The organism is Streptomyces sp. NPDC006510 (assembly GCF_040611955.1).
In the GTDB taxonomy this organism is placed as follows: Bacteria; Actinomycetota; Actinomycetes; order Streptomycetales; family Streptomycetaceae; genus Streptomyces.
The window spans coordinates 1-20,222 of the sequence record NZ_JBEXPH010000080.1 but is presented as its reverse complement, the minus strand read 5'-3'; the positions used below and the strand labels follow the sequence as shown (position 1 = coordinate 20,222).

General features: G+C 69.5%; 19 protein-coding genes, 1 pseudogene and 1 riboswitch. Of the genes and pseudogenes, 7 read left to right on the top strand and 13 right to left on the bottom strand.

Going from position 1 to position 20,222, the window contains the following annotated elements:
- The gene (locus ABZY11_RS23395; protein ID WP_356481016.1) at nt 1-162 is read right to left on the bottom strand and encodes a hypothetical protein; all 162 of its coding nucleotides are present in this window, start codon (nt 160-162) and stop codon (nt 1-3) included.
- Between the two features lie 117 nt (nt 163-279).
- Here ABZY11_RS23395 and ABZY11_RS23390 point away from each other — a divergent pair, with 117 nt between their 5' ends.
- Nucleotides 280-921, top strand: a complete 642-nt coding sequence (locus tag ABZY11_RS23390) for a TetR family transcriptional regulator (protein WP_356481015.1) — start codon at nt 280-282, stop codon at nt 919-921.
- Here ABZY11_RS23390 and ABZY11_RS23385 read toward each other — a convergent pair.
- The 11 genes from ABZY11_RS23385 to ABZY11_RS23335 form a co-directional block, all read right to left on the bottom strand.
- Complete coding sequence (locus tag ABZY11_RS23385) at nt 918-1,964, bottom strand: YafY family protein (RefSeq protein ID WP_356481014.1); 1,047 nt, start codon at nt 1,962-1,964, stop codon at nt 918-920. The two genes, ABZY11_RS23390 and ABZY11_RS23385, sit on opposite strands and share 4 nt — an antisense overlap.
- A gap of 64 nt (nt 1,965-2,028) precedes the next feature.
- Nucleotides 2,029-2,919: a thioesterase family protein gene (locus ABZY11_RS23380; RefSeq protein WP_356481013.1), complete on the bottom strand. Its 891-nt coding sequence runs from the start codon at nt 2,917-2,919 to the stop codon at nt 2,029-2,031.
- A gap of 65 nt (nt 2,920-2,984) precedes the next feature.
- Nucleotides 2,985-3,656, bottom strand: coding sequence for a trimeric intracellular cation channel family protein (locus ABZY11_RS23375; RefSeq protein WP_356481012.1), 672 nt, complete (start codon nt 3,654-3,656; stop codon nt 2,985-2,987).
- An 18-nt stretch (nt 3,657-3,674) separates the two neighbouring features.
- The gene (locus tag ABZY11_RS23370) at nt 3,675-4,946 is read right to left on the bottom strand and encodes a dipeptide ABC transporter ATP-binding protein (RefSeq protein ID WP_356481011.1); all 1,272 of its coding nucleotides are present in this window, start codon (nt 4,944-4,946) and stop codon (nt 3,675-3,677) included.
- Nucleotides 4,943-6,043 carry an ABC transporter ATP-binding protein gene (locus ABZY11_RS23365; RefSeq protein ID WP_356481010.1) on the bottom strand — a complete coding sequence of 367 codons (1,101 nt, stop codon included), beginning with the start codon at nt 6,041-6,043 and terminating at the stop codon, nt 4,943-4,945. Before ABZY11_RS23365 ends, ABZY11_RS23370 begins: the two co-directional genes overlap by 4 nt.
- On the bottom strand, nt 6,040-7,041 hold the full coding sequence (locus tag ABZY11_RS23360) for an ABC transporter permease (RefSeq protein ID WP_356481032.1): 1,002 nt from the start codon (nt 7,039-7,041) through the stop codon (nt 6,040-6,042). Before ABZY11_RS23360 ends, ABZY11_RS23365 begins: the two co-directional genes overlap by 4 nt.
- A 144-nt stretch (nt 7,042-7,185) precedes the next feature.
- Nucleotides 7,186-8,961 (bottom strand): ABC transporter substrate-binding protein, encoded by a 1,776-nt coding sequence (locus ABZY11_RS23355; RefSeq protein WP_356481009.1) that lies wholly within the window; start codon nt 8,959-8,961, stop codon nt 7,186-7,188.
- A 95-nt stretch (nt 8,962-9,056) separates the two neighbouring features.
- Entirely contained in the window at nt 9,057-10,061 is a 1,005-nt protein-coding gene (locus ABZY11_RS23350) for an ABC transporter permease (RefSeq protein ID WP_356481008.1), read from the bottom strand.
- Nucleotides 10,062-10,630: 569 nt separating this feature from the next.
- Nucleotides 10,631-11,410: an enhanced serine sensitivity protein SseB C-terminal domain-containing protein gene (locus ABZY11_RS23345; protein ID WP_356481007.1), complete on the bottom strand. Its 780-nt coding sequence runs from the start codon at nt 11,408-11,410 to the stop codon at nt 10,631-10,633.
- Between the two features lie 179 nt (nt 11,411-11,589).
- Complete coding sequence (locus ABZY11_RS23340; protein ID WP_356481006.1) at nt 11,590-12,360, bottom strand: enhanced serine sensitivity protein SseB; 771 nt, start codon at nt 12,358-12,360, stop codon at nt 11,590-11,592.
- A 102-nt stretch (nt 12,361-12,462) separates the two neighbouring features.
- The gene (locus ABZY11_RS23335) at nt 12,463-13,155 is read right to left on the bottom strand and encodes an AAA family ATPase (protein WP_356481005.1); all 693 of its coding nucleotides are present in this window, start codon (nt 13,153-13,155) and stop codon (nt 12,463-12,465) included.
- Nucleotides 13,156-13,314: 159 nt separating this feature from the next.
- Nucleotides 13,315-13,412, top strand: a riboswitch (glycine riboswitch).
- 141 nt (nt 13,413-13,553) lie between these two features.
- Here ABZY11_RS23335 and gcvT point away from each other — a divergent pair.
- The 6 genes and pseudogenes from gcvT to ABZY11_RS23305 all read left to right on the top strand — a co-directional run bounded on the left by gcvT (nt 13,554) and on the right by ABZY11_RS23305 (nt 18,537).
- Nucleotides 13,554-14,669, top strand: a complete 1,116-nt coding sequence (gene gcvT, locus ABZY11_RS23330; protein ID WP_356481004.1) for a glycine cleavage system aminomethyltransferase GcvT — start codon at nt 13,554-13,556, stop codon at nt 14,667-14,669.
- A gap of 92 nt (nt 14,670-14,761) precedes the next feature.
- Nucleotides 14,762-15,139: a glycine cleavage system protein GcvH gene (gene gcvH / locus ABZY11_RS23325; RefSeq protein WP_356481003.1), complete on the top strand. Its 378-nt coding sequence runs from the start codon at nt 14,762-14,764 to the stop codon at nt 15,137-15,139.
- A 20-nt stretch (nt 15,140-15,159) separates the two neighbouring features.
- Nucleotides 15,160-16,419, top strand: a complete 1,260-nt coding sequence (gene glyA, locus ABZY11_RS23320; protein ID WP_356481002.1) for a serine hydroxymethyltransferase — start codon at nt 15,160-15,162, stop codon at nt 16,417-16,419.
- A gap of 155 nt (nt 16,420-16,574) precedes the next feature.
- The gene (locus tag ABZY11_RS23315; RefSeq protein ID WP_356481001.1) at nt 16,575-17,972 is read left to right on the top strand and encodes an L-serine ammonia-lyase; all 1,398 of its coding nucleotides are present in this window, start codon (nt 16,575-16,577) and stop codon (nt 17,970-17,972) included.
- A gap of 12 nt (nt 17,973-17,984) precedes the next feature.
- Nucleotides 17,985-18,258 (top strand): annotated as a pseudogene (locus ABZY11_RS23310) (hypothetical protein); the annotation flags it as partial.
- A gap of 57 nt (nt 18,259-18,315) precedes the next feature.
- Entirely contained in the window at nt 18,316-18,537 is a 222-nt protein-coding gene (locus ABZY11_RS23305; protein ID WP_356481000.1) for a hypothetical protein, read from the top strand.
- Here ABZY11_RS23305 and ABZY11_RS23300 read toward each other — a convergent pair.
- Nucleotides 18,501-19,781 (bottom strand): cytochrome P450, encoded by a 1,281-nt coding sequence (locus ABZY11_RS23300; protein ID WP_356480999.1) that lies wholly within the window; start codon nt 19,779-19,781, stop codon nt 18,501-18,503. The two genes, ABZY11_RS23305 and ABZY11_RS23300, sit on opposite strands and share 37 nt — an antisense overlap.
- Nucleotides 19,782-20,222 lie beyond the last annotated feature (441 nt).

Below are 20,222 nucleotides of genomic sequence, written 5' to 3'. Positions count from 1 at the left end.
TCAGCGCGAACGGCGCTGCGCGCAGGCCCGCTCCCGCACGGCGAAGATCAGCAGCCAGCAGCCGATCACGGTGGCGAGCGCGAAGGTCAGCGGCAGCGGAATCTGGACCACCGCTCCGAGCACGACCCCGAGGAGGAGCAGGGCGGCGACGAGGACGACCATGTTCAGCCTTTCTGCGAGCTCTCCACGAGCGTTTGAGAGTACGACTGTTCACTGACTGCCCAGTCTAGACCCGTGCGGCACTTCCCCGCTCCGGAGAACAGTTGTTTACTGAATGGCATGAGTCACACCGTCGGCATCCGCCGGATCCAGAAGCTGAGAACCCGTCAGGCACTGCTGGATGCCGCACTCGGACTCCTGGAGCACCAGAGCCTCGGCAGCCTCGGGCTGCGCGAGGTGACCCGGGCCGCCGGCGTCACGCCCACCGCCTTCTACCGGCACTTCGACGACACGGCGGCGCTCGGTGTGGCGCTCGTCGAGGAGGCGCTGGGCAGCCTGCACGGCGTGATCGGCGCGACGCTCGCCGAGACCGGTGACAGCGAGGAACGCCTGGACCGCAGCGTCGAGCTGACCTTGCGTCATGTCTGTGAGCAGCCCGCCCACTTCCGTTTCATCGCCCGCGAACAGCATGGCGGCGTCGGCCCGGTCCGCGAGGCCATAGCGGCCCAACTGCGACTTTTCGCCGCGGAGATGGCGGCAGCCATCGCCAGGGAACCGCAGTCCAGGGGCTGGAGCGAGGAGGACCTGCTGATGCTGGGCGGCCTCTATGTCGACCTCATGGTGATCACCACGTCGGCGCTGCTGGACGCGGGGCCGGACGGCGAGCAGGAGGTGGCCCGGGTGGCCCGCCGCCGGCTGGGACTGATCAACCTCGGCAGGCTGCACTGGCTGGACGACACGAGCAGCACCGATACCCCTTAGGGCGCGCCCGCCTCGCCGTACAGTTCCACGACCGCCGCCGCGTGACGGGCGAGGATGTCCCGTGCCTCGGGCGGTGAGAGCACTTCGACGTTCGGGCCGAAGGAGAGCAGGGCGCGGGCCCACTCGACCGAGTCCACGGCCAGCTCGGCCCGCAGCCAATCCCCCTGCTCCTCGCCCGGCGTCCGGTCTCCGCGCTCCTCGCCCGGCGCCCGGTCACCGTGCTCCCCGGTCCCCTCCCCCCGCCCCTCTGGCCGCGGCTCCCCCGTCAGCGCCCCGGCGTGGAGGCGCACGAACAGATCGAGCCGGGAACGGTGCACGCGCACCCGCAGCCGCACCCGCTCCGGCCGCTCCTCGACCCGCCTGCGCAGCTCGTCCCACAGGTCCGCCAGCTCCACCCCGGGTCGGCGCACGACCGGTTCGTCCGTGAGGACGGCCTGTCGCACCCGGTCGGCCCTGAAGAGCCGGGGCATCCCGTCCCGGTCCGCCACCAGGTACCAGACACCCGCCTTCACGACGAGGCCGTACGGATCGACGGTGTAGGTGCGCGGGGTCCTCGTACCGCTGTGGCGGTAGTCCAGTCGCAGCCGCCGGTCGGCGAAGACGGCGTCGTGCAGTTCGGCCACGTCGACGGCCGGCTGCGGGCCGCTCATCCAGCGCATCGGGTCGACCAGGATCCGCCTGCTGGTCAGTTCGGCGGCGGGCCGGTGCGGTTCGGGCAGGGCGGCCATCACCTTGCGCAGCGCGGACCCGAGCGCTTCGTCGAGGCCGAGTGCGGCATGGGCGCCCTCGGCGGCAAGGACGAAGAGGGCGCGCGCCTCGTCGGCGGTCAGCCCGGTGACATCGGTACGGAACCCCGGCAGCAGGGCGATGCCGCCGTGCCGCCCCCGCTCGGCGTAGACCGGGACGCCGGAGGCGGAGAGCGCCTCGATGTCGCGGTAGATGGTGCGTACGGAAACTTCGAGGCGCTCGGCGAGCTCGGTGGCGGGCACCAGGCCGCGGGTCCGGAGCAGCAGGAGGATCGAGAGCAGCCGGTCGGATTTCACCTCACCAGCTTCCCCGGCCGCTGCCTCCGCCCCTGCCCCACCCCGTCCCTGCCGCCGCCGGACGTCAGGAGCGCGGTGCGCGCGCCAGCTGGCGGGACTGGGCCACCAGCCGGTCCGCGCTGTCCCAGACCTCCGCGTCCTCCTCCAGGAAGCCGCCCGCGAGGTTGCGGGTGGTGATGGCGACACGCAGCGGGCCGGGGACGGGACGGCAGCGGATGTGGGTGGTGAGCTCGATGGTCGGCGTCCAGCCCTTGAGGCCCAGCTCGAACGAGGTGGGCGGCAGTGCGTCGACGGTGAGCAGCAGCGAGAGCGGGTCGGCGTCGCGGCCGTCCGAGAGGCCGAACCAGCCGCGCATCTCGCCCTTGCCGGAGGGTGCGCCGACGGCCCAGCCGACCGTCGCCGGGTCGAGCTTGATGTCGAGCCGTCCGGTGATGGCGGAGCTGCCGGGGATCGGGGCCGGGCCGTCGCCCGGGCCGAAGCAGTGCTCCATCGGCGGGATGGCCGGCGGCTTCGCCGACGTGCGGACCTCGTCGGGCAGGGCGTCCAGGTCGCCGTAGGTGGCGATGACCCGGATGCGCTCGACCTCCGTGCCGTCCTCCGCGAACTGGAGGAGGGAGGCCTGGCCGGTGGACAGCGTGCGGCCGGTGCGGACGGTCTGGGTCCGGATCACCGCGGGGCCGGGGACGGACGCGGTGAGGTAGTGCGCGGACACGGAGAAGGGGTCCGGGTGCGGCAGGGCCTGGCCGAGCGCGCGGCCCAGGGTGGCCAGCAGATAGCCGCCGTTGACGGCATGGATGATCGTCCATCCGGCGGACAGCTCGGCGTCGTACACGCCCTCTTCGCGAAGGGTGACGGAGGTGTCGCGGTCGAACTCGCTGTCCCCGATGGTCGCCGGTCCGGTCTGCGCCGCCTGATCTGCCGACTGCTCTGCCGACTGCTCTGCTGCCTGTGCCATGCGATGCACCGTACACCGATTGTATTACTGAGCGGTAGCTTTTTGATGGGAATCACAGCGCCGCCTCAGGTGGTCGCGGAGCCCTCCTCGGCCGTCGCGGACTTCCGGTTGTAGGCGCGCGGGGCCCTCCAGTGGTAGCGCATGGACAGCAGTCGCAGCACGAACGCCGTGATCACGGCGGTGCCACTGGTGAACGCGTTGAGCGTCTCGAAGCGGATGCACAGAACGATCATCGTGGCGCCGACGATGGCGGGCACCGCGTACAGGTCGCGGTCCCAGCGCAGCAGCGAGGGCACCTCGTTGGCCAGTACGTCACGCAGCACACCGCCGCCGACCGCGGTGGCCAGCCCCAGGGCCGCCGACGCGGTGAGGCCCAGGCCGTAGTCGTACGCCTTGACCGTGCCCGTGACGCAGAACAGCCCGAGGCCCGCCGCGTCGAAGACGTTGACGCCGACCTGGATCCGCTCGACGTGCGGGTGCATGAAGAACACCAGGACGGCGGCGAGGAGCGGGGTGGTGAAGTAGCCGAGATCCGTGAACGCCGCGGGCGGGACCGCCCCGATGACGATGTCACGGAACAGCCCTCCGCCCAGCGCGGTCACCTCGGCGAGCACCGCGATGCCGAAGACATCGAAGTTCTTGCGTACGGCGAGCAGAGCGCCGGAGATCGCGAAGACGAAGATTCCGACGATGTCGAGCGCATGCTGGACGGAGGGCGTGAACAGTTCGTTGAGCACCGGGCAATTGTGCCGGTACTACTCCTTCGGGCTGTCCTCCGGCGTATCGGGCGAGGCGCTGCCGCCGTCCACCGCGGTCTCGTCGGCCTCCGCCTTCCGCGCTTCGGCAGCCTCCGGCTTCTGTACCTCGGCGGCCTCCGCCTTCCGGACCTCGACGATCTGGATCGCCTCGCGCGCCGCTGCCGTCACCGTCTCGCCGGGCACCTGGTCGGGTGCGTTCTCCGGGTGGTGGCAGGCCACCTGGTGTCCGGTCTTCAGCGCGACCAGCGGCGGTTCCTGCGTCTTGCAGACCTGCGTCGCCTTCCAGCACCGGGTGTGGAAGCGGCAGCCGCTGGGCGGTGAGATCGGCGAAGGCACATCACCCTTGAGCAGAATCCGCTCGCTCTTGGCCGAACGGCGCTTCGGGTCCGGGATCGGAACCGCCGACAGCAGCGCCTTGGTGTACGGGTGCATCGGCGCCTTGTAGAGCGACTCGCGGTCGGCCAGCTCCACGATCTTGCCGAGGTACATCACCGCGATCCGGTCCGAGACGTGCCGGACGACCGACAGGTCATGGGCGATGATCACGTAGGTGAGGCCCAGCTCGGTCTGGAGGTCGTCGAGCAGGTTCACCACCTGCGCCTGGATCGAGACGTCCAGCGCCGACACCGGCTCGTCCGCCACGACCAGCTTGGGGTTGAGCGCCAGTGCGCGGGCGATCCCGATGCGCTGCCGCTGGCCGCCGGAGAACTCGTGCGGGTAGCGGTTGTAGTGCTCGGGGTTCAGGCCCACGACCTCCAGCAGCCGCTGCACCTCCTTCTTGACGCCGCCGTCGGGCGTGACGCCCTGCAGCTTGAAGGGGGCGCCCACGATCGTGCCGATCGTGTGCCGCGGGTTCAGCGAGGAGTACGGGTCCTGGAAGATCATCTGCATGTCCCGGCGCATCGGGCGCATTTGGCCCACGCCGAGGTGCGTGATGTCCTTCCCCTCGAACTCGATCTTCCCCGCGGTGGGTTCGAGCAGTCGGGTGATCAGCCGGCCCATCGTCGACTTCCCGCAGCCGGACTCGCCGACGACACCCAGGGTCTCGCCCGAGTGCACCTCGAAGTCGATCCCGTCGACGGCCTTCACGGCACCGGCGCTGCGCTGCAGCAGCCCCTTCTTGATGGGGAAGTGCTTCTGCAGCCCGGTCACCTTGAGCAGCACCTCGCGGGAGGCGGTGTCACCGGCCGGCGCGCCGTGTCCGGCAGACCTCTGCGCCGGAACGTCCACGCCCTTGTCCTCGCTCGTCACGGCCTTGTCCTCGCTCACAGCTTGGGCGCAATCTCTTCGGTCCAGATACGCTCCCGCTGCTCCTGCGACATGTGGCAGGCCGCCCAGTGCCGGCTGCCGACCTCCTGCAGCTCGGGCCGTACGGTGCGGGTGACGTCGTCCTTGGGCACGTCCGCGTACGGGCAGCGCGGGTTGAAGGCGCAGCCCGACGGGATGTTGATGAGCGACGGCGGGGAACCCTTGACCGGGATGAGCCGGTCGGTCTGGTCGCGGTCGAGTCGCGGCATCGAGCCCAGCAGACCCCAGGTGTAGGGGTGCCGGGGCTCGTAGAACACCTTCTCGGCCGGTCCGCGCTCGACGCAGCGCCCGCCGTACATCACCAGGATGTCGTCGGCGAGCTCGGCCACCACGCCCAGGTCGTGGGTGATGATGATGACCGCGGAGCCGAACTCCTTCTGCAGGTCCCGGATCAGGTCCAGGATCTGCGCCTGGACGGTGACGTCCAGCGCGGTCGTCGGCTCGTCGGCGATCAGCAACTCGGGGTTGTTGACCAGCGACATGGCGATCATCGCGCGCTGGCGCATGCCGCCGGAGAACTCGTGCGGGTAGCTGTCGACGCGCTTGTCGGGCTGCGGGATGCCGACCCGGTCGAGCATCTCGACCGCCCGCTTGCGGGCGGTCTTCTTGTCGACGCTGTGATGGACCCGGTACGCCTCCACGATCTGCTTGCCGATCGTGTAGTACGGGTGCAGCGCGGACAGCGGGTCCTGGAAGATCATGGCCATGTCGCGGCCGCGCAGCTTGCGCACCTCGTCGGGGTCGGCGGACAGCAGCTCCTTGCCGTCCAGCCAGATCTCGCCGGAGACCTGTGCCTTGCGCTTGCCGTACTGGCCTGCGGTGTGCAGGCCCATGATGCCCAGCGAGGTGACGGACTTGCCGGAGCCGGACTCGCCGACGATGCCGAGGGTCTTGCCCTTCTCCAGCTGGAAGTTGAGCCCGTCGACGGACTTGACCAGGCCGTCGTCGGTCGGGAAGTGCACCTTGAGGTCGCGCACTTCGAGGAAGGCGGTGGGAGCGGGCGAGCCGGCCGGGGAGGGTTCGCCCAGCGCGGCACCGCTCTTTTGCAGTTCGGTCATCCCAGCCTCACTCGCGGGTCGATGACGGCGTACATGATGTCGACGACGAGGTTGGCGACGGCGATCGCGAGAGCCGCGAACAGGGTGACGCCGAGAATCACCGGCAGGTCCTTGTTGCTGATGGCCTGGACCGCGGCGAGCCCGAGACCGGGCAGGTTGAACGTGGACTCGGTGAGGACGGCGCCACCGAGGAGCACGCCGATGTCGAGGCCGAAGACGGTGAGGATCGGCGTCATCGCGGAACGCAGGGCGTGCCGGGTGATGACGGTGCCCTCGCCCAGGCCCTTGGAGCGGGCGGTACGGATGTAGTCCTCGCCGAGCACTTCGAGCATGGTGGCTCTGGTGAGCCGGGCATACATCGCGGCGTTCAGGAAGGCGAGCACGATCCACGGCAGGATCAGCGTCTGGAACCAGGCGCCGATGCTGTCGTCCGTGGAGAGGTTGTCGGCGATGTGCACCCAGCCGAAGTTGTGCACGAACAGGCCCATCGCGACCATGCCGGTGAAGAAGATCGGCAGCGAGACACCGGCGAGAGCCGTGGTCATCGCGGCACGGTCCCAGATGCTGCCGCGCCGGAGCGCGGACACCACACCGGTGGCGACACCGCCGAGGAGCCACAGGACGCAGGCACCGGCGGCGAGCGCGCCGGTGACGGGCAGCGCGTCCTTGAGGGTGGTCCAGACCGGGACCTCCGTGCGGAAGGAGTAGCCGAAGCAGGGAGCGGCGCAGTGGGTGACGTCATCACCGTTCGCGTAGTCGCGCCCCATCGGGATGCCCTTGACGAAGTCCCAGAACTGGACGAGGAGGGGGTCGTCGAGACCCAGTTTGATCCGGATGCCCTGGAGCTGCTCGGCACCGGTGGCCTTGCCGGCGAAGAGGACTGCGACGTCCTGACCCGCCCACTTGGGCAGCATGAAGAAGATGGTGAACGTCGCGAGCAGTACGACGAGCACCATGATGACTACGGCGAACAGGCGCCGGATGAGATAAGCAAGCACTGTGCGCGGCCCGGCGGTGGCCGGGAACCCCTTGTGGGGGCTCCCGGCCACCGCCCCGGCCATCACCTGCCCTTCGGACTGGCGGGTTTCGGCGGCGGTGGAACAGTCAACCGGGTTGACTGCGAATGCTGTTGACTACAGCGACTACTTGACGACGCCGAGCGAGACGTAGTCGTAACGGCCGTTGTAGGCGTCGGACATGTAGGCGTTCGTCAGTCGGCTGCCGCGCCAGGTGATGTTCTTCTCGTAGATGAAGGGCATCCAGTCGGCCTGGTCGAGGATCCGCTTGTCGAGCTCCTTGTAGATCTCGCCGGCCTTGACCGGGTCGGTCTCCGCGATCGCCCGGTCGAAGATCTTGTCGATCTCCGGGTCCTTCAGCTGCGACTCGTTGTAGTTACCGGTCTCCGAGAGGAACCGGCTGTCCCACAGCGGCTGGCCGAAACCCTGGCCGGACGGGAAGTCCGGGCCCCAGCCGCTCATCGTCATGCCGTAGCCGCGCTTCTTCACGACGGACGGCGAGCCGGTGATGCTGGACGACTCGGCGCCGTCGATCGGGTCGACCTCGACCTTGATGCCGACCTTGCCGAGCTGCTCCTGGAGCGCCTCGGCGGTGTCGACCTCGCCCGGGTTGTTGTTACGGGCGGTGAGCTTGGTGGTGAAGCCCTCCGGGTGACCGCACTGCTTCAGCTCGTCCTTGGCCTTGGCGACATCCGGCTTGCCCTTGCGGGCGAGGACGCCGTAGGGGTCGTAGTCGCTGTGACCCTTGATGGAGACCGGCAGGGTGCTGTTGGCGATCGCGCCACCGGCGATCTCGCCACCGCGGGTCTGCTGGAGACCGGCGAAGTCCGTGGCGTAGAAGACGGCCTTGCGGCAGTGGACGTCGTCCAGCGGCTTGGCGGTGTGGACGAGCGCGACGTAGCGGACGAAGGACGTCTGCATGTTGTCGACGCTGTCCTTGTGCTCCTGGACGGCGGTGACGCGGCCGGACTGGGTCATGCCGGTGCCGTTGAGGTCGACGTCGTAGTCGCCCTCCATCAGCTTCTTGTCGTTCTCCTCCAGGTTGGCGGAGATCGTCACGGTGACCTTGTCCGGGAGCGCGGCGCGCAGCGGGTCGGAGGCCTTCTGCCACTTGTCGTTGCGGACGAGCACGATGCTCTTGCCCGGCTTGTACGTCTCGAACTTGTACGGGCCGGAGGAGAACGGGCGCTGGGTGTACTTCGCCCCGGTGTCCTTGTCCGCCTTCACGGGCGAGCCGGACGGCATGGCGAGGAACTGCTCGAAGTCACCGTTGGGCTTGGGCAGCTTGAAGATGATGGTGTTGTCGTCGGGCGTCTCGATCGCCTTGAGACCGAGCTTGTCCGCGGACTTGTCCTTGTAGGGGCCCTTGTACTCGCTCTTGGGGTCCAGCGTCTGCTTCAGGTACTGCGGGCCACCGGTGATGGTGTCCGTCGCCCAGATGCGCTCGATGCCGTACTTGACGTCCTTGGAGGTCAGCTTGGAGCCGTCCTCCCAGGTCAGTCCGTCACGCAGCTTGTACGTGTAGGTCTTGCCGCCGTCGGTGATCTCACCGGGGCCGGTGGCCAGGTCGCCGACCAGCTTGGTGGAGGCCGCACCCGGCTTGGTGTCGTAGGACACCAGCTGGCGGGTGTAGAAGCGCATGAAGTCCCAGGCCATGCCGTAGTAGGCACGCTGGGGGTCGGCGGAGTCGAGGTCCTGCTTGCCGACCATCTTCAGCGTTCCACCCTTTTTGGTGGACGGGTTGGCGACCTTGTTGAACGCCGCGTTGAAGCCGGCGCCCTTCGACTTGCCGCCGCCTTCGCCGTCGCCGTCGCCGCCGCCGCACGCCGTGGTGGTCATCAGCGCCGCGACCACGAGGGCCGCACCAGCGGTGAGCCGTCGTTTCGAGGTAACTGTGGACATTTTCTCGCAACCTCCGAGATCGCGGTCCCAGGCCGTTGCTTGCCGGAGAACCATGGGAAAAGCCACCTGACGATGCGGCAGGGGCAAGTCGTGGGTTATCGGGTCCCCTTGGGGTCCAGGGCATCGCGCAGCCCGTCCCCGAAGAGGTTGAAGGCCAGCACGGTGATGAAGATCGTCACGCCGGGGAAGACCATGAACATCGGGTCGTGCTCGTACGTCTCCAGGGCGTCCCGCAGCATCCCGCCCCAGGAGGCGGTCGGCGGCCGGACACCGGCACCGAGGAAGCTGAGGGCCGCTTCGGTGAGGATGTTGGTGGGGATCATGAGCGTCGCGTAGACGGTGATCGGCGCCACCAGGTTCGGCAGCAGCTCGCGGAAGAGGATGTGGGTCCGCCCGCCGCCGAGGCTGCGTGCCGCCTCCACGTACTCGCGCTCGCGCAGCGAGAGCGTCTGGCCGCGGACGATGCGTCCCACGTACGGCCAGCCGAAGAAGCCGATGACGGCGACGAGTACGGCGATGCGGACGCCGCTGCCGGTGAGCCCGAGCAGATCGTCGGGGAGCACCGAGACCAGGGAGATGATGAAGAGGAGCTGCGGGAAGGAGAGCAGCACGTCCATGACCCGGCTGATCAGCGCGTCCACCCAGCCGCCGAAGTAGCCGGCGATGATCCCGAAGAGGGTGCCGAGGGCGACGGCGACCAGGGCCGCCAGGAAGGCCACGAGCAGCGAGATCCGGGCACCGTAGACGATCCGGCTGAAGATGTCGCGCCCCTTGTTGGGCTCGACGCCGAAGAGGTAGTCGCCGCTCACGCCGCCGAGGTCGCCCGTGGGGAGATTGGTCAGCGGGTCGAGCATGTCCTGGTGGAACTCGTTCGGCGGGTGCCCGAACAGGCTCACGATCAGCGGGGCGAAGATCGCCACCACGACCAGGACGAGCACGGTGATGCCGCCCGCCAGCGCGACCTTGTCCTGCTTCAGGCGGTTCCAGGCGATCTGCTTGAGAGACCGGCCCTCGACCTTCTTCACTCCGGAGTCGACTGCGGGACCGCCGGTCGCGATCGGATCCGCTTCCTTGGTCGGCTCGTGCAGTGGTGCCGTCATCGTGACAAGGACCCCTCTCAACCGGCGGTGGCCGGGCCGAACTGGCCGCTGTGGCGGCGCGATCAGTCAGTCGTACACAGAGGCGGCAAGACGCCCTTGGTGCGGGAGTCTTCATTGCCGTTACGGCTGGTAGCCATACCGACAGACGAATGGATGCCTAACCGTGATGCGGTCTGGGGTGTTCCGTTATCCGGACGGATGTGAACGCCCCCCGAACACAGGTCAGTTGATACGGAAGGGGGGCACGCGCGCCGATTCGCGACGCTTTCACCACCAGACGTACCCAGCTCGGAGGTCTCGGACACCGGCGGCCGGGCGCGTCACGGGGAAGCTGAACGCGTGCCCGCATTCGGGGAGTTGGTGCCTTATGGCCGCGTTCCGGAAATCAGGAACGTACAACCGCATCCCTGGAACCGGGAATGTACGACCGCATTACAGCCTTTGGGGGCGAAGGGTCCATTACGGGTACCGGGAACATACATCCGTTTCCTCGGGGCGCGGATACGCGACCGGGCGCCCGGGCGGGTGTCCGGAAGGATCAGCGGCTGGAAGGGGCAGCGGCCGGAAGGTCAGTACGTACCCTGCGGCGGGTAGCCGTAGCCCGCGGCGGGGGACGCCTGGGCGTGCGCCTCGCGGTCGTAGAACGGGCGGGAGTTGGCGCGCAGCCACATCGCGACCGGGTCGTACTCGTCGGACATCGCGACGGTGGAGACGGGCAGCCCGTCCGGGACGGCGGAGATCGACTGCTGCATCATCGCGCGCGCCGCGTCCACCGAGGGCGGGCTCGTGTCGTAGAGGTCGAGACCGATGGCGAGGTACGGGACCCCGAGCGCGGGCTGCACCCAGGCGCGGCGCAGCGAGCGGATCGCCGGGGTGTGGTGGGCGTTCTGCGTGAGCAGGGCGTAGAACTGCGGGATCTCGATGGCCGGCTCGGTGAGCCGGAGCGGTCCTGCGGGCATCCGGTCGAGGCCGGTGGCGATCCGGCGCAGATCCAGCCAGGGGATGCCGACGCCGCCGCCCGGGGCGTGCGGGTTGAGCCAGATGCCCCAGCGGTCGGGGAAGAGGGCGCGGGCGATGTCCCGGCCGCCGACCAGCTCGTGGTCGCGGGTCCAGCCGCTGGCCGAGAGTTCCTGGGCGGAGGTCACACAGGGGGCGTAGCCGAGGCCGTCGACCTCCATGTTTCCGTACTGGGCGTCGGGCGAGCCCGGCCGGCCGTGCCAGAGGAGCATCCAGATCCGGTCGTTCGCGAGGGCCTGCAGCAGCGCCTCGTACGCGTCGTAGCGTCCGGGCGTCACTTGGCGCAGCATGTGCTCGACCTGCCCGGCCGCCGCGGTGCCTGACGCACTCACCTGGTCCCGCCCCTCTTCGATCCACTGTGTCGGCCCACCGCTCCCGGGCACACGGGTGCGGCACGATGCCGATGCACCAGCCATGAAACCAGCTTATGCGCCGGTCCTGACACCGACTTGACGCCATGGGTCGAAGCGGTGTTCCACGCCGGTGCCCGCCGTCGGCTCCGCGCCGGGCGCTACTGGCCCGCTCGCTGGTAGAACGGCCGGACCTTCTCCCGTATCCAGTCGCCGACCGGGTCCTGTGCCACATCGAGCAGTACGAGATTGACCGGCCAGGGCACCTCGACCCGGCCGAGAGCGCGGCCGAGGGCGTCCATCGGGGCATTGCGCCCCGCGCCTTCCCAGGTGGAGAACTCGACACCGATGAAGAGGACGGGGTCGCCGCCCTCGATGCTGGCCAGCGCCCGGCGGGCGGAGAGCACGACGCCGCTCTCCTCGAATTCACCGGCCGCCGCGGCGAGGAAGTCGACGGGCTCCTCCTTCCAGTCCGGCTCGTACAGCCGGACCCTGCCGCCGCTGGCCGGACCGTCCAGCGGAGTGCGTCCGGCCCGGCAGAGTTCGGCCACGGCGGGCGGCGGCAGCGGCATCCCGACCGCGCCGCCCGGGTTCACGGCGATGCCGAGCTGCGGGGGCAGTCCCCGGGCGAAGTCGCGGGCGGGCGCGACGGTGAAGGACATATGGGTGCCGACACAGGTGAGGAACTGCTGTTCGGAGCTGAACACGGGGACGTACGGAGCGCCCTCGATCTCCACCGTCGGCAGGTCCAGGGCCGCCGAGTCGGGTCCGCCCCCGTTGGGCAGCGGCACCCAGACCTGGCTGCGCCCGAGCACCTCGACGAGCCGTCCGCCCGCCTCCGGGATGCCCACCGAGGCCATCAGCACTTCTTCGAGCTCATTGGCCGGCCATCCGCCCTGCGGATGGGACTGGACCTGTGCCGGAACGTCCACTGCTTCCCCTTCTCGCCCAAGCTTTCCGGCAGAAGATTAACGCCAGGCCCCGGAGCCACCCGGCCCCGCGGCTACCCGGCCCTCCAGCGCCCGGCCCCCTCGCTACCCGGCCCCGCGCCGTACGTCCGCGAACGAGATCCGGCCGAGCCGCCCCGCCGCCTCCCGGTCCAGCAGCACCGCCGAAGCACACCCGGGCGGCAGCAGGCCCGCCTCGGTTGCCCGCAGCAGCTTGCCCACCGCCCTGCGGTGTCTGGCGAACGCGTAACCGGACACGCCGCGTCCGCGCTCCCGCTGCCCCTCCCTCGCCGTCTGCGGCGTGACATCGAGCAGGACGAGATGCAGGACCCCGCCCCGGCGCCGCGCGTCACGGGCCAGCCAGCCGCGCACCCACGACTGCGTCCCGCAGTCGTGGACGACGACGGACTCCCCGGAACGCAGCACCCGCCACAGCCCCCAGTAGTGGGCGGCGCGGACGAGCGGGCGGTAGAGGGCGTACGGGAGTAAACGGGGCATGATCCGCGCCCAGCGGTCTCGGGTGTCCTGGGAGTCGATGGCGTGCGCCGTCGTCACCGCCCGCCGGATGAGCGTCGACTTGCCGCTGCCGGGCAGCCCGGAGACCACCACCACGTCGCCCGCCGCGAACCGCAGGCCGCGCGGACTGCGCCCGGACCGGTCCCGGAGATCCCGCACGACGGGCGCGTGCGGGCCGGACAGCCCCCTCGCCGGGGCCCCCGCCTGTGCGGGCATCGCGCCGTGCGCGACCCCCGCGGTCATCGCGTACCGCTGCAACGTCATCGCCCTCCCCCTGTCGGGTCACCCCACACATGCCCCTGAAGTGTAAAGAAAAGGTAATGCGGCACAACCGCCCACGCCGCTGAATTCCGTGAGGGGACCGACGCCCCACTCCGGCCCGATGCGTGCGATGATGACCCGGCCAACTGCATATAGGCCGCTTGAATCCGCGCGGGAGAGTTCCGGTCACTGCATGTGCCGGGCGCCGAAGGAGCAAGTTCCTCCCTTGAATCTCTCAGGCCCCGTACCGCGTGGATGAGGCAGATCTGAAAAGCGGGCCGCTTCGCGGCTCCACCCAAGGTGCAAGCCGAACCCTTCCAGGGGCTCTCGGCGAACCTCTCAGGTTCCGATGACAGATGGGGAGGGATCTTCCTCGTCGTCATGCCCCGGGAGTCACACCCATGAGCACCGCCCCCCGCCTCACCGCCCTCGATGCCCTGCACCGTTCGCTGGGCGCGACCATGACCGACTTCGCGGGCTGGGACATGCCCCTGCGGTACGCCAGCGAGCGCGACGAGCACAACGCGGTGCGCACCAGGGCCGGCCTCTTCGACCTGTCGCACATGGGCGAGATCACCGTCACCGGCGCCGAAGCCGCGGCCTTCCTGAACTTCGCGCTGGTCGGCAACATCGGCACCGTCGCCGTGGGCCGGGCCCGCTACACGATGATCTGCGCCGAGGACGGCGGCATCCTGGACGACCTGATCGTGTACCGGCTGGGAGCGGCCGAGTACATGGTCGTCGCCAACGCGGGCAACGCCCAGATCGTGCTGGACGCGCTGACCGCACGCTCCGACGGCTTCGACGTCGAGGTGCGCGACGACCGCGACGCGTACGCGCTGCTCGCCGTCCAGGGCCCCGAGTCCCCCGCCATCCTGGCCTCCGTCACCGATGCCGACCTGGACGGCCTGAAGTACTACGCCGGTCTGCCCGGCACGGTCGCCGGTGTCCCCGCGCTGATCGCCCGTACCGGCTACACCGGCGAGGACGGCTTCGAGCTGTTCGTCGCCCCCGAGCACGCCGAGCAGCTGTGGAAGGCGCTGACCGAGGCGGGCGCCTCCCACGGCCTGATCCCGTGCGGGCTCTCCTGCCGCGACACGCTGCGCCTGGAGGCGGGCATGCCGCTGTACGGGCACGAGCTGACCACCGGGCTCACCCCGTTCGACGCCGGTCTCGGCCGGGTCGTGAAGTTCGAGAAGGAGGGCGACTTCGTCGGCCGCGAGGCCCTGGAGGCCGCCGCCGAGCGCGCCGAGACCGCCCCGCCGCGCAAGCTGGTCGGGCTGGTCGCCGAGGGCCGCCGGGTGCCGCGCGCCGGCTTCTCCGTGACCGCCGGCGGCGAGGTCATCGGCGAGGTCACCTCGGGCGCCCCGTCGCCCACCCTGGGCAAGCCGATCGCCATGGCGTACGTCGACGCCGAGCACGCCACGCCCGGCACCGGGGGCGTCGCAGTGGACATCCGGGGCAGCCACGAGCCGTACGAGGTCGTGGCGCTGCCGTTCTACAAGCGCCAGAAGTGACGTCCGCGCACCTCGGAAAGTGACGCAGTCGCGTCTCACACCGTAAGACCACCGTTCATCAGCACTCCCCCGCGTACAGGAGAATTCAGGTCATGAGCAACCCCCAGCAGCTGCGTTACAGCAAGGAGCACGAGTGGCTGTCGGCCGTCGAGGACGGTGTGGCCACGATCGGCATCACCGAGTTCGCGGCCAACGCGCTCGGCGACGTCGTCTACGCCGACCTGCCCAAGGTCGGTGACACGGTGACCGCGGGCGAGACCTGTGGCGAGCTGGAGTCGACCAAGTCGGTGAGCGACCTGTACTCGCCGGTGACCGGCGAGGTCACCGAGTCGAACCAGGATGTCGTGGACGACCCGTCGCTGGTGAACTCCGCTCCCTTCGAGGGCGGCTGGCTGTTCAAGGTACGCGTCGCGGAGGAGCCGAAGGACCTGCTCTCCGCCGACGAGTACACCGAGTTCTCCGGCAACTAAAGACCCCAAGGGACCACCTGATGTCGCTTCTCAACTCCTCTCTCCACGAGCTGGACCCGGACGTCGCCGCCGCTGTCGACGCCGAGCTCCACCGTCAGCAGTCCACCCTCGAAATGATCGCCTCGGAGAACTTCGCTCCGGTCGCGGTCATGGAGGCCCAGGGCTCCGTCCTCACCAACAAGTACGCCGAGGGCTACCCCGGCCGCCGCTACTACGGCGGCTGCGAGCACGTCGACGTCGTCGAGCAGATCGCCATCGACCGCATCAAGGCGCTGTTCGGCGCCGAGGCCGCGAACGTCCAGCCGCACTCCGGTGCGCAGGCCAACGCCGCCGCGATGTTCGCGCTGCTCAAGCCGGGCGACACGATCATGGGCCTGAACCTGGCCCACGGCGGTCACCTGACCCACGGCATGAAGATCAACTTCTCCGGCAAGCTCTACAACGTGGTCCCGTACCACGTCGACGAGACCGGCGTCGTGGACATGGCCGAGGTCGAGCGTCTGGCCAAGGAGTCCAAGCCGAAGCTGATCGTCGCCGGCTGGTCCGCGTACCCCCGTCAGCTGGACTTCGCCGCCTTCCGCCGCATCGCGGACGAGGTCGGCGCGTACCTGATGGTCGACATGGCGCACTTCGCCGGCCTGGTCGCGGCGGGTCTGCACCCCAACCCGGTGCCGCACGCCCATGTGGTCACGACCACCACGCACAAGACCCTCGGCGGTCCGCGTGGTGGCGTCATCCTGTCGACGCAGGAGCTCGCCAAGAAGATCAACTCCGCGGTCTTCCCGGGCCAGCAGGGCGGCCCGCTGGAGCACGTGATCGCGGCCAAGGCGGTCTCGTTCAAGGTCGCGGCGACCGAGGAGTTCAAGGAGCGCCAGCAGCGCACCCTGGACGGCGCCCGCATCCTCGCCGAGCGCCTGGCCCAGCCGGACGTCACCGAGGTCGGTGTCTCCGTGCTGTCCGGCGGTACGGACGTCCACCTGGTCCTCGTCGACCTGCGCAACTCCGAGCTGGACGGCCAGCAGGCCGAGGACCGGCTGCACGAGCTGGGCATCACGGTCAACCGGAACGCCATCCCCAACGACCCGCGGCCGCCGATGGTCACCTCGGGCCTGCGGATCGGTACGCCGGCCCTGGCGACCCGCGGTTTCCAGGCCGAGGACTTCACCGAGGTCGCGGAGATCATCGCCGCCGCGCTCAAGCCGTCCTACGACGCGGACGCACTGAAGGCCCGTGTCGTCGCGCTGGCCGAGAAGTTCCCGCTGTACCCCGGTCTGAAGTAGTCCGGGACACAGTTCGTCACCCTCGGGCGGGGCATCGCGCACACTGGCAGTGAGCGCGGTGCCCCATCCCTTGTCCCCCGCCGCTCTCCGAACCGGCCGGTCCCACCGCACCACCCGGCAGACGACGATGTCTACCAACCCTTGAGGAGTCACCCGTGGCCATCTCGGTCTTCGACCTGTTCTCGATCGGCATCGGCCCGTCCAGCTCCCATACGGTCGGCCCGATGCGCGCCGCCCGCATGTTCGCGCGCCGGCTGAAGAACGAGGGCCTCATCGCCCACACCGCCTCGATACGCGCCGAGCTGTACGGCTCGCTCGGTGCGACCGGTCACGGCCACGGCACCCCCAAGGCCGTCCTGCTCGGTCTGGAGGGCGAGTCGCCCCGCACGGTCGACGTGGAGTCCGCCGACGACCGGGTGGAGCAGATCCGCAGCACGGGCCGGATCAACCTCCTCGGCATGCACGAGATCGACTTCGACGCCGACAAGCAGCTGATCCTGCACCGCCGCAAGGCCCTCCCGTACCACGCGAACGGCATGACGGTCTTCGCCTTCGACCGCGACGGTGCCCTTCTCCTGGAGAAGACGTACTACTCGGTCGGCGGCGGCTTCGTCGTCGACACGGACGCCCTCGGCGGGGATGGTGCGGGCGAGGACCGGATCGTGCTCGACGACACCGTGCTCAAGCACCCCTTCCGCACCGGCGACGAACTGCTGCGGCTCTCCAGGGACACCGGCCTGTCCATCTCCTCGCTGATGCTGGAGAACGAGCGGGCCTGGCGCACCGAGGACGAGATCCGCTCGGGTCTGCTGGACATCTGGCGCGTCATGCAGGCCTGTGTCTCGCGCGGCATGTCCCGCGAGGGCATCCTGCCGGGCGGCCTCAAGGTCCGCCGCCGCGCCGCGAACACCGCCCGCCAGCTGCGGGCCGAGGGCGACCCGCAGACCCACGCGATGGAGTGGATCACCCTCTACGCGATGGCGGTCAACGAGGAGAACGCGGCGGGCGGCCGGGTCGTCACCGCCCCCACCAACGGCGCCGCGGGCATCATCCCGGCGGTGCTGCACTACTACATGAACTTCGCGGCCGGCGGCGCCACCGAGGCGGAGAAGGAGGACGGCGTGGTCCGCTTCCTCCTCGCGGCCGGAGCCATCGGCATGCTCTTCAAGGAGAACGCCTCGATCTCCGGCGCCGAGGTCGGCTGCCAGGGCGAGGTCGGCTCCGCCTGCTCCATGGCCGCGGGTGCCCTCGCCGAGGTCCTCGGCGGCACCCCCGAGCAGGTCGAGAACGCCGCCGAGATCGGCATGGAACACAACCTGGGCCTCACCTGCGACCCGGTCGGCGGTCTGGTCCAGATCCCGTGCATCGAGCGCAACGGCATGGCCGCGGTCAAGGCCGTCACGGCGGCGAAGATGGCGCTGCGCGGCGACGGCAGCCACAAGGTCTCCCTCGACAAGGTCATCAAGACGATGAAGGAGACGGGCGCGGACATGAGCGTGAAGTACAAGGAGACCGCGCGGGGCGGGCTCGCGGTGAACATCATCGAGTGCTGAGGGAGCCCCGGCCTGGCGGAGCCCCTTCCCGGCCTCGCGCATCGAGTGACGAGGGAGCGCCCTGACCTCGCGGAGGCGATCTCGTTCTCGATCATCGTCGGAGTCATCCGGCGATCGGCCTGTTCACCTCGTTCACCATGGCGGTGGTCGTCTCCGTCGTCGGCGGGTGCCCGCGATGATCACCGCCGCCACCGACGCGGTCGCCCCGGTGGCCGCGCCTCTCAACCGCCGGCACGGGTTCGGTCATCTGCTCGCCGCGGTCGTCCTGGGCGGCGTCCTCCAGATCGCCCCGTGGCGCCGTACGCGCTCGCCATGGCGCTGGTGGGCCTGATGGGAGTCCCTGATGACCGCCGAGCTGGTCGACGACGTCACCAAGTACGCACAGCACGGAAGGACCGTCGAGATCACCGGCCTGAACGAGCCGAGCGCCGAGATCCACAAGACCCTCGGCGGCGGACTCACCGGCAGCCACTGCCCCCGGGTGCCACGGCGCCGGCCGGCCCCGCGGCGTAACCCGGTACGAGCGTCTCAGCGCAGGTGCACCGGCAGCGACTCGATGCCGTAGACGATCGACAGCTTGCGGAAGGCCAGGTCCTGGGGCGGGACGGCGAGCCGCATCCCGGGGAACCGCCGGGCCAGGGCCGGGTAGGCCGTGCGCAGTTCCATGCGTGCCAGTTCGGCGCCGACGCAGCGGTGGATACCGTGGCCGAAGGCGAGGTGGCCGGCCGAGGTGGTGCGGTGCGGGTCGAAGCGCCCGTCGTCCGTGACGTACCCGGCATCGCGGTTGGCGGCGCTCAGCGAGCAGAGCACCATGTCGCCCTGCGGGATGACCACGCCGCCTATCTCGATGTCGCGGCGGGCGAACCGGGGGAAGGCGATCTGCACCGCGGAGAGGTAGCGCAGCACCTCCTCGACGAAGGGCGCGGTCATGGCGTCGTCGTTGCGTATTCGCTCCAGGACGTCCCCGTTCTGCAGCAGTACGAGGGAGCCGAGGGCGATCGTGCTGGCGGTCGTCTCGAACCCGCCGGTGAGCACACCGTCGGCGAGGCCCGCGAGTTCCTCGTCGTCGACGCTGTCGCCGTGCTCCCGCACGATCATGCCGAGCAGACCGTCGCCCGGCTTCTCGCGCTGCGCCTTGACGACGCCCCTGAAGTAGTCCAGCGACTCCGACATGGCGCCGAAGGGCGCGGTCGTCCCGGCAAAGAGGTCGAAGCGGTCCATGGCGAGCTGCTGGAAGTCGTCGCGGTCCTCGTACGGCACACCGAGCAGCTCGCAGATCGTGAGGGAGGGGATCGGCAGTGCGAACTCCTGCACCAGGTCGACCGGGCCCCGGGCGGCTGCCATCGCGTCGAGGCGTTCCTCGACGATGGCATCGATCCTGGGGGTCAGGCGCCGCAGCCGGCGCATCGTGAACTCCGGGGTCAGGATGCGGCGCAGTCGCGTGTGCACAGGAGGATCGCTGAACCCGAGCCCGCCGGGACTCTGCTCGGCGGCCACTCCGGCGTTCGTCGCGAGGTGGGCGAAGTCGGTGCTGAATCCGTCGGCCGAGCCGAGAACGGCCTTCGACTCCTCGTAGCCGCTGACCACCCAGGCGTCCATGCCGAACGGCAGCGAGACCTTGTGCACCGGCCGCTTCGCCCGGGTCCTGGCCAGTTTGTCCACCGGGTCGAGGCCGTCCCTGCGCAGCATCATCAGCAAGTCGTCGGGGAGCAGCCGGACCGTCGAGGAGCCGATCCCGTACTTCTGGATCCTGGACAGATAGGTGCGCCCTATCCGGGCGGTGATACGAGATCGGAACGTCGTAGTCAATCTGCACTCCATGAGTCGTCGCGCGGTCCGCACACACGGTGCGGACGTGAAACAGCTGTGCAGCAGGCGCGGATGTGAATAGTGGCCGGCGGCGACACGGCTTGTGCCAAACGGCATTCTGTCTCAGAGCGTGAGCAACCGGCGCCCCGGCGGCGCCGGATCCGTCCGGCGGCGATCGGTCAGCGGCGGCCAGCGGTCGTGCCCGCGGTCGTGCCCGCGCCATGAAGCTCGCCGCCGATGGTTCTGTCACAGCCTCTCAACAGCACCACTGGCCCCAATTGCCCCCGGCCCCGCCGAGTTGATAAGCATGAGGGAACATGAGTTCACGCAGCTTGGCAGGGGGATCGAATGAAGTTCGACATGGGGGCGCAGGTTCTGACGAATCTGTCGTCGAAGTCGCGTGGGTCGAGTGATGATCTGGGCACGTTGATCCGTCAGTTG

Excerpts from the sequence above, each read along its gene's own strand:
- ABZY11_RS23395 (WP_356481016.1), bottom strand. The coding sequence starts at position 162 with ATGGTCGTCCTCGTCGCCGCCCTGCTCCTCCTCGGGGTCGTGCTCGGA.
- ABZY11_RS23390 (WP_356481015.1), top strand. The coding sequence starts at position 280 with ATGAGTCACACCGTCGGCATCCGCCGGATCCAGAAGCTGAGAACCCGT.
- ABZY11_RS23380 (WP_356481013.1), bottom strand. The coding sequence starts at position 2,919 with ATGGCACAGGCAGCAGAGCAGTCGGCAGAGCAGTCGGCAGATCAGGCG.
- ABZY11_RS23365 (WP_356481010.1), bottom strand. The coding sequence starts at position 6,043 with ATGACCGAACTGCAAAAGAGCGGTGCCGCGCTGGGCGAACCCTCCCCG.
- ABZY11_RS23355 (WP_356481009.1), bottom strand. The coding sequence starts at position 8,961 with ATGTCCACAGTTACCTCGAAACGACGGCTCACCGCTGGTGCGGCCCTC.
- ABZY11_RS23350 (WP_356481008.1), bottom strand. The coding sequence starts at position 10,061 with ATGACGGCACCACTGCACGAGCCGACCAAGGAAGCGGATCCGATCGCG.
- ABZY11_RS23335 (WP_356481005.1), bottom strand. The coding sequence starts at position 13,155 with ATGACGTTGCAGCGGTACGCGATGACCGCGGGGGTCGCGCACGGCGCG.
- gcvT (WP_356481004.1), top strand. The coding sequence starts at position 13,554 with ATGAGCACCGCCCCCCGCCTCACCGCCCTCGATGCCCTGCACCGTTCG.
- gcvH (WP_356481003.1), top strand. The coding sequence starts at position 14,762 with ATGAGCAACCCCCAGCAGCTGCGTTACAGCAAGGAGCACGAGTGGCTG.
- glyA (WP_356481002.1), top strand. The coding sequence starts at position 15,160 with ATGTCGCTTCTCAACTCCTCTCTCCACGAGCTGGACCCGGACGTCGCC.
- ABZY11_RS23305 (WP_356481000.1), top strand. The coding sequence starts at position 18,316 with ATGACCGCCGAGCTGGTCGACGACGTCACCAAGTACGCACAGCACGGA.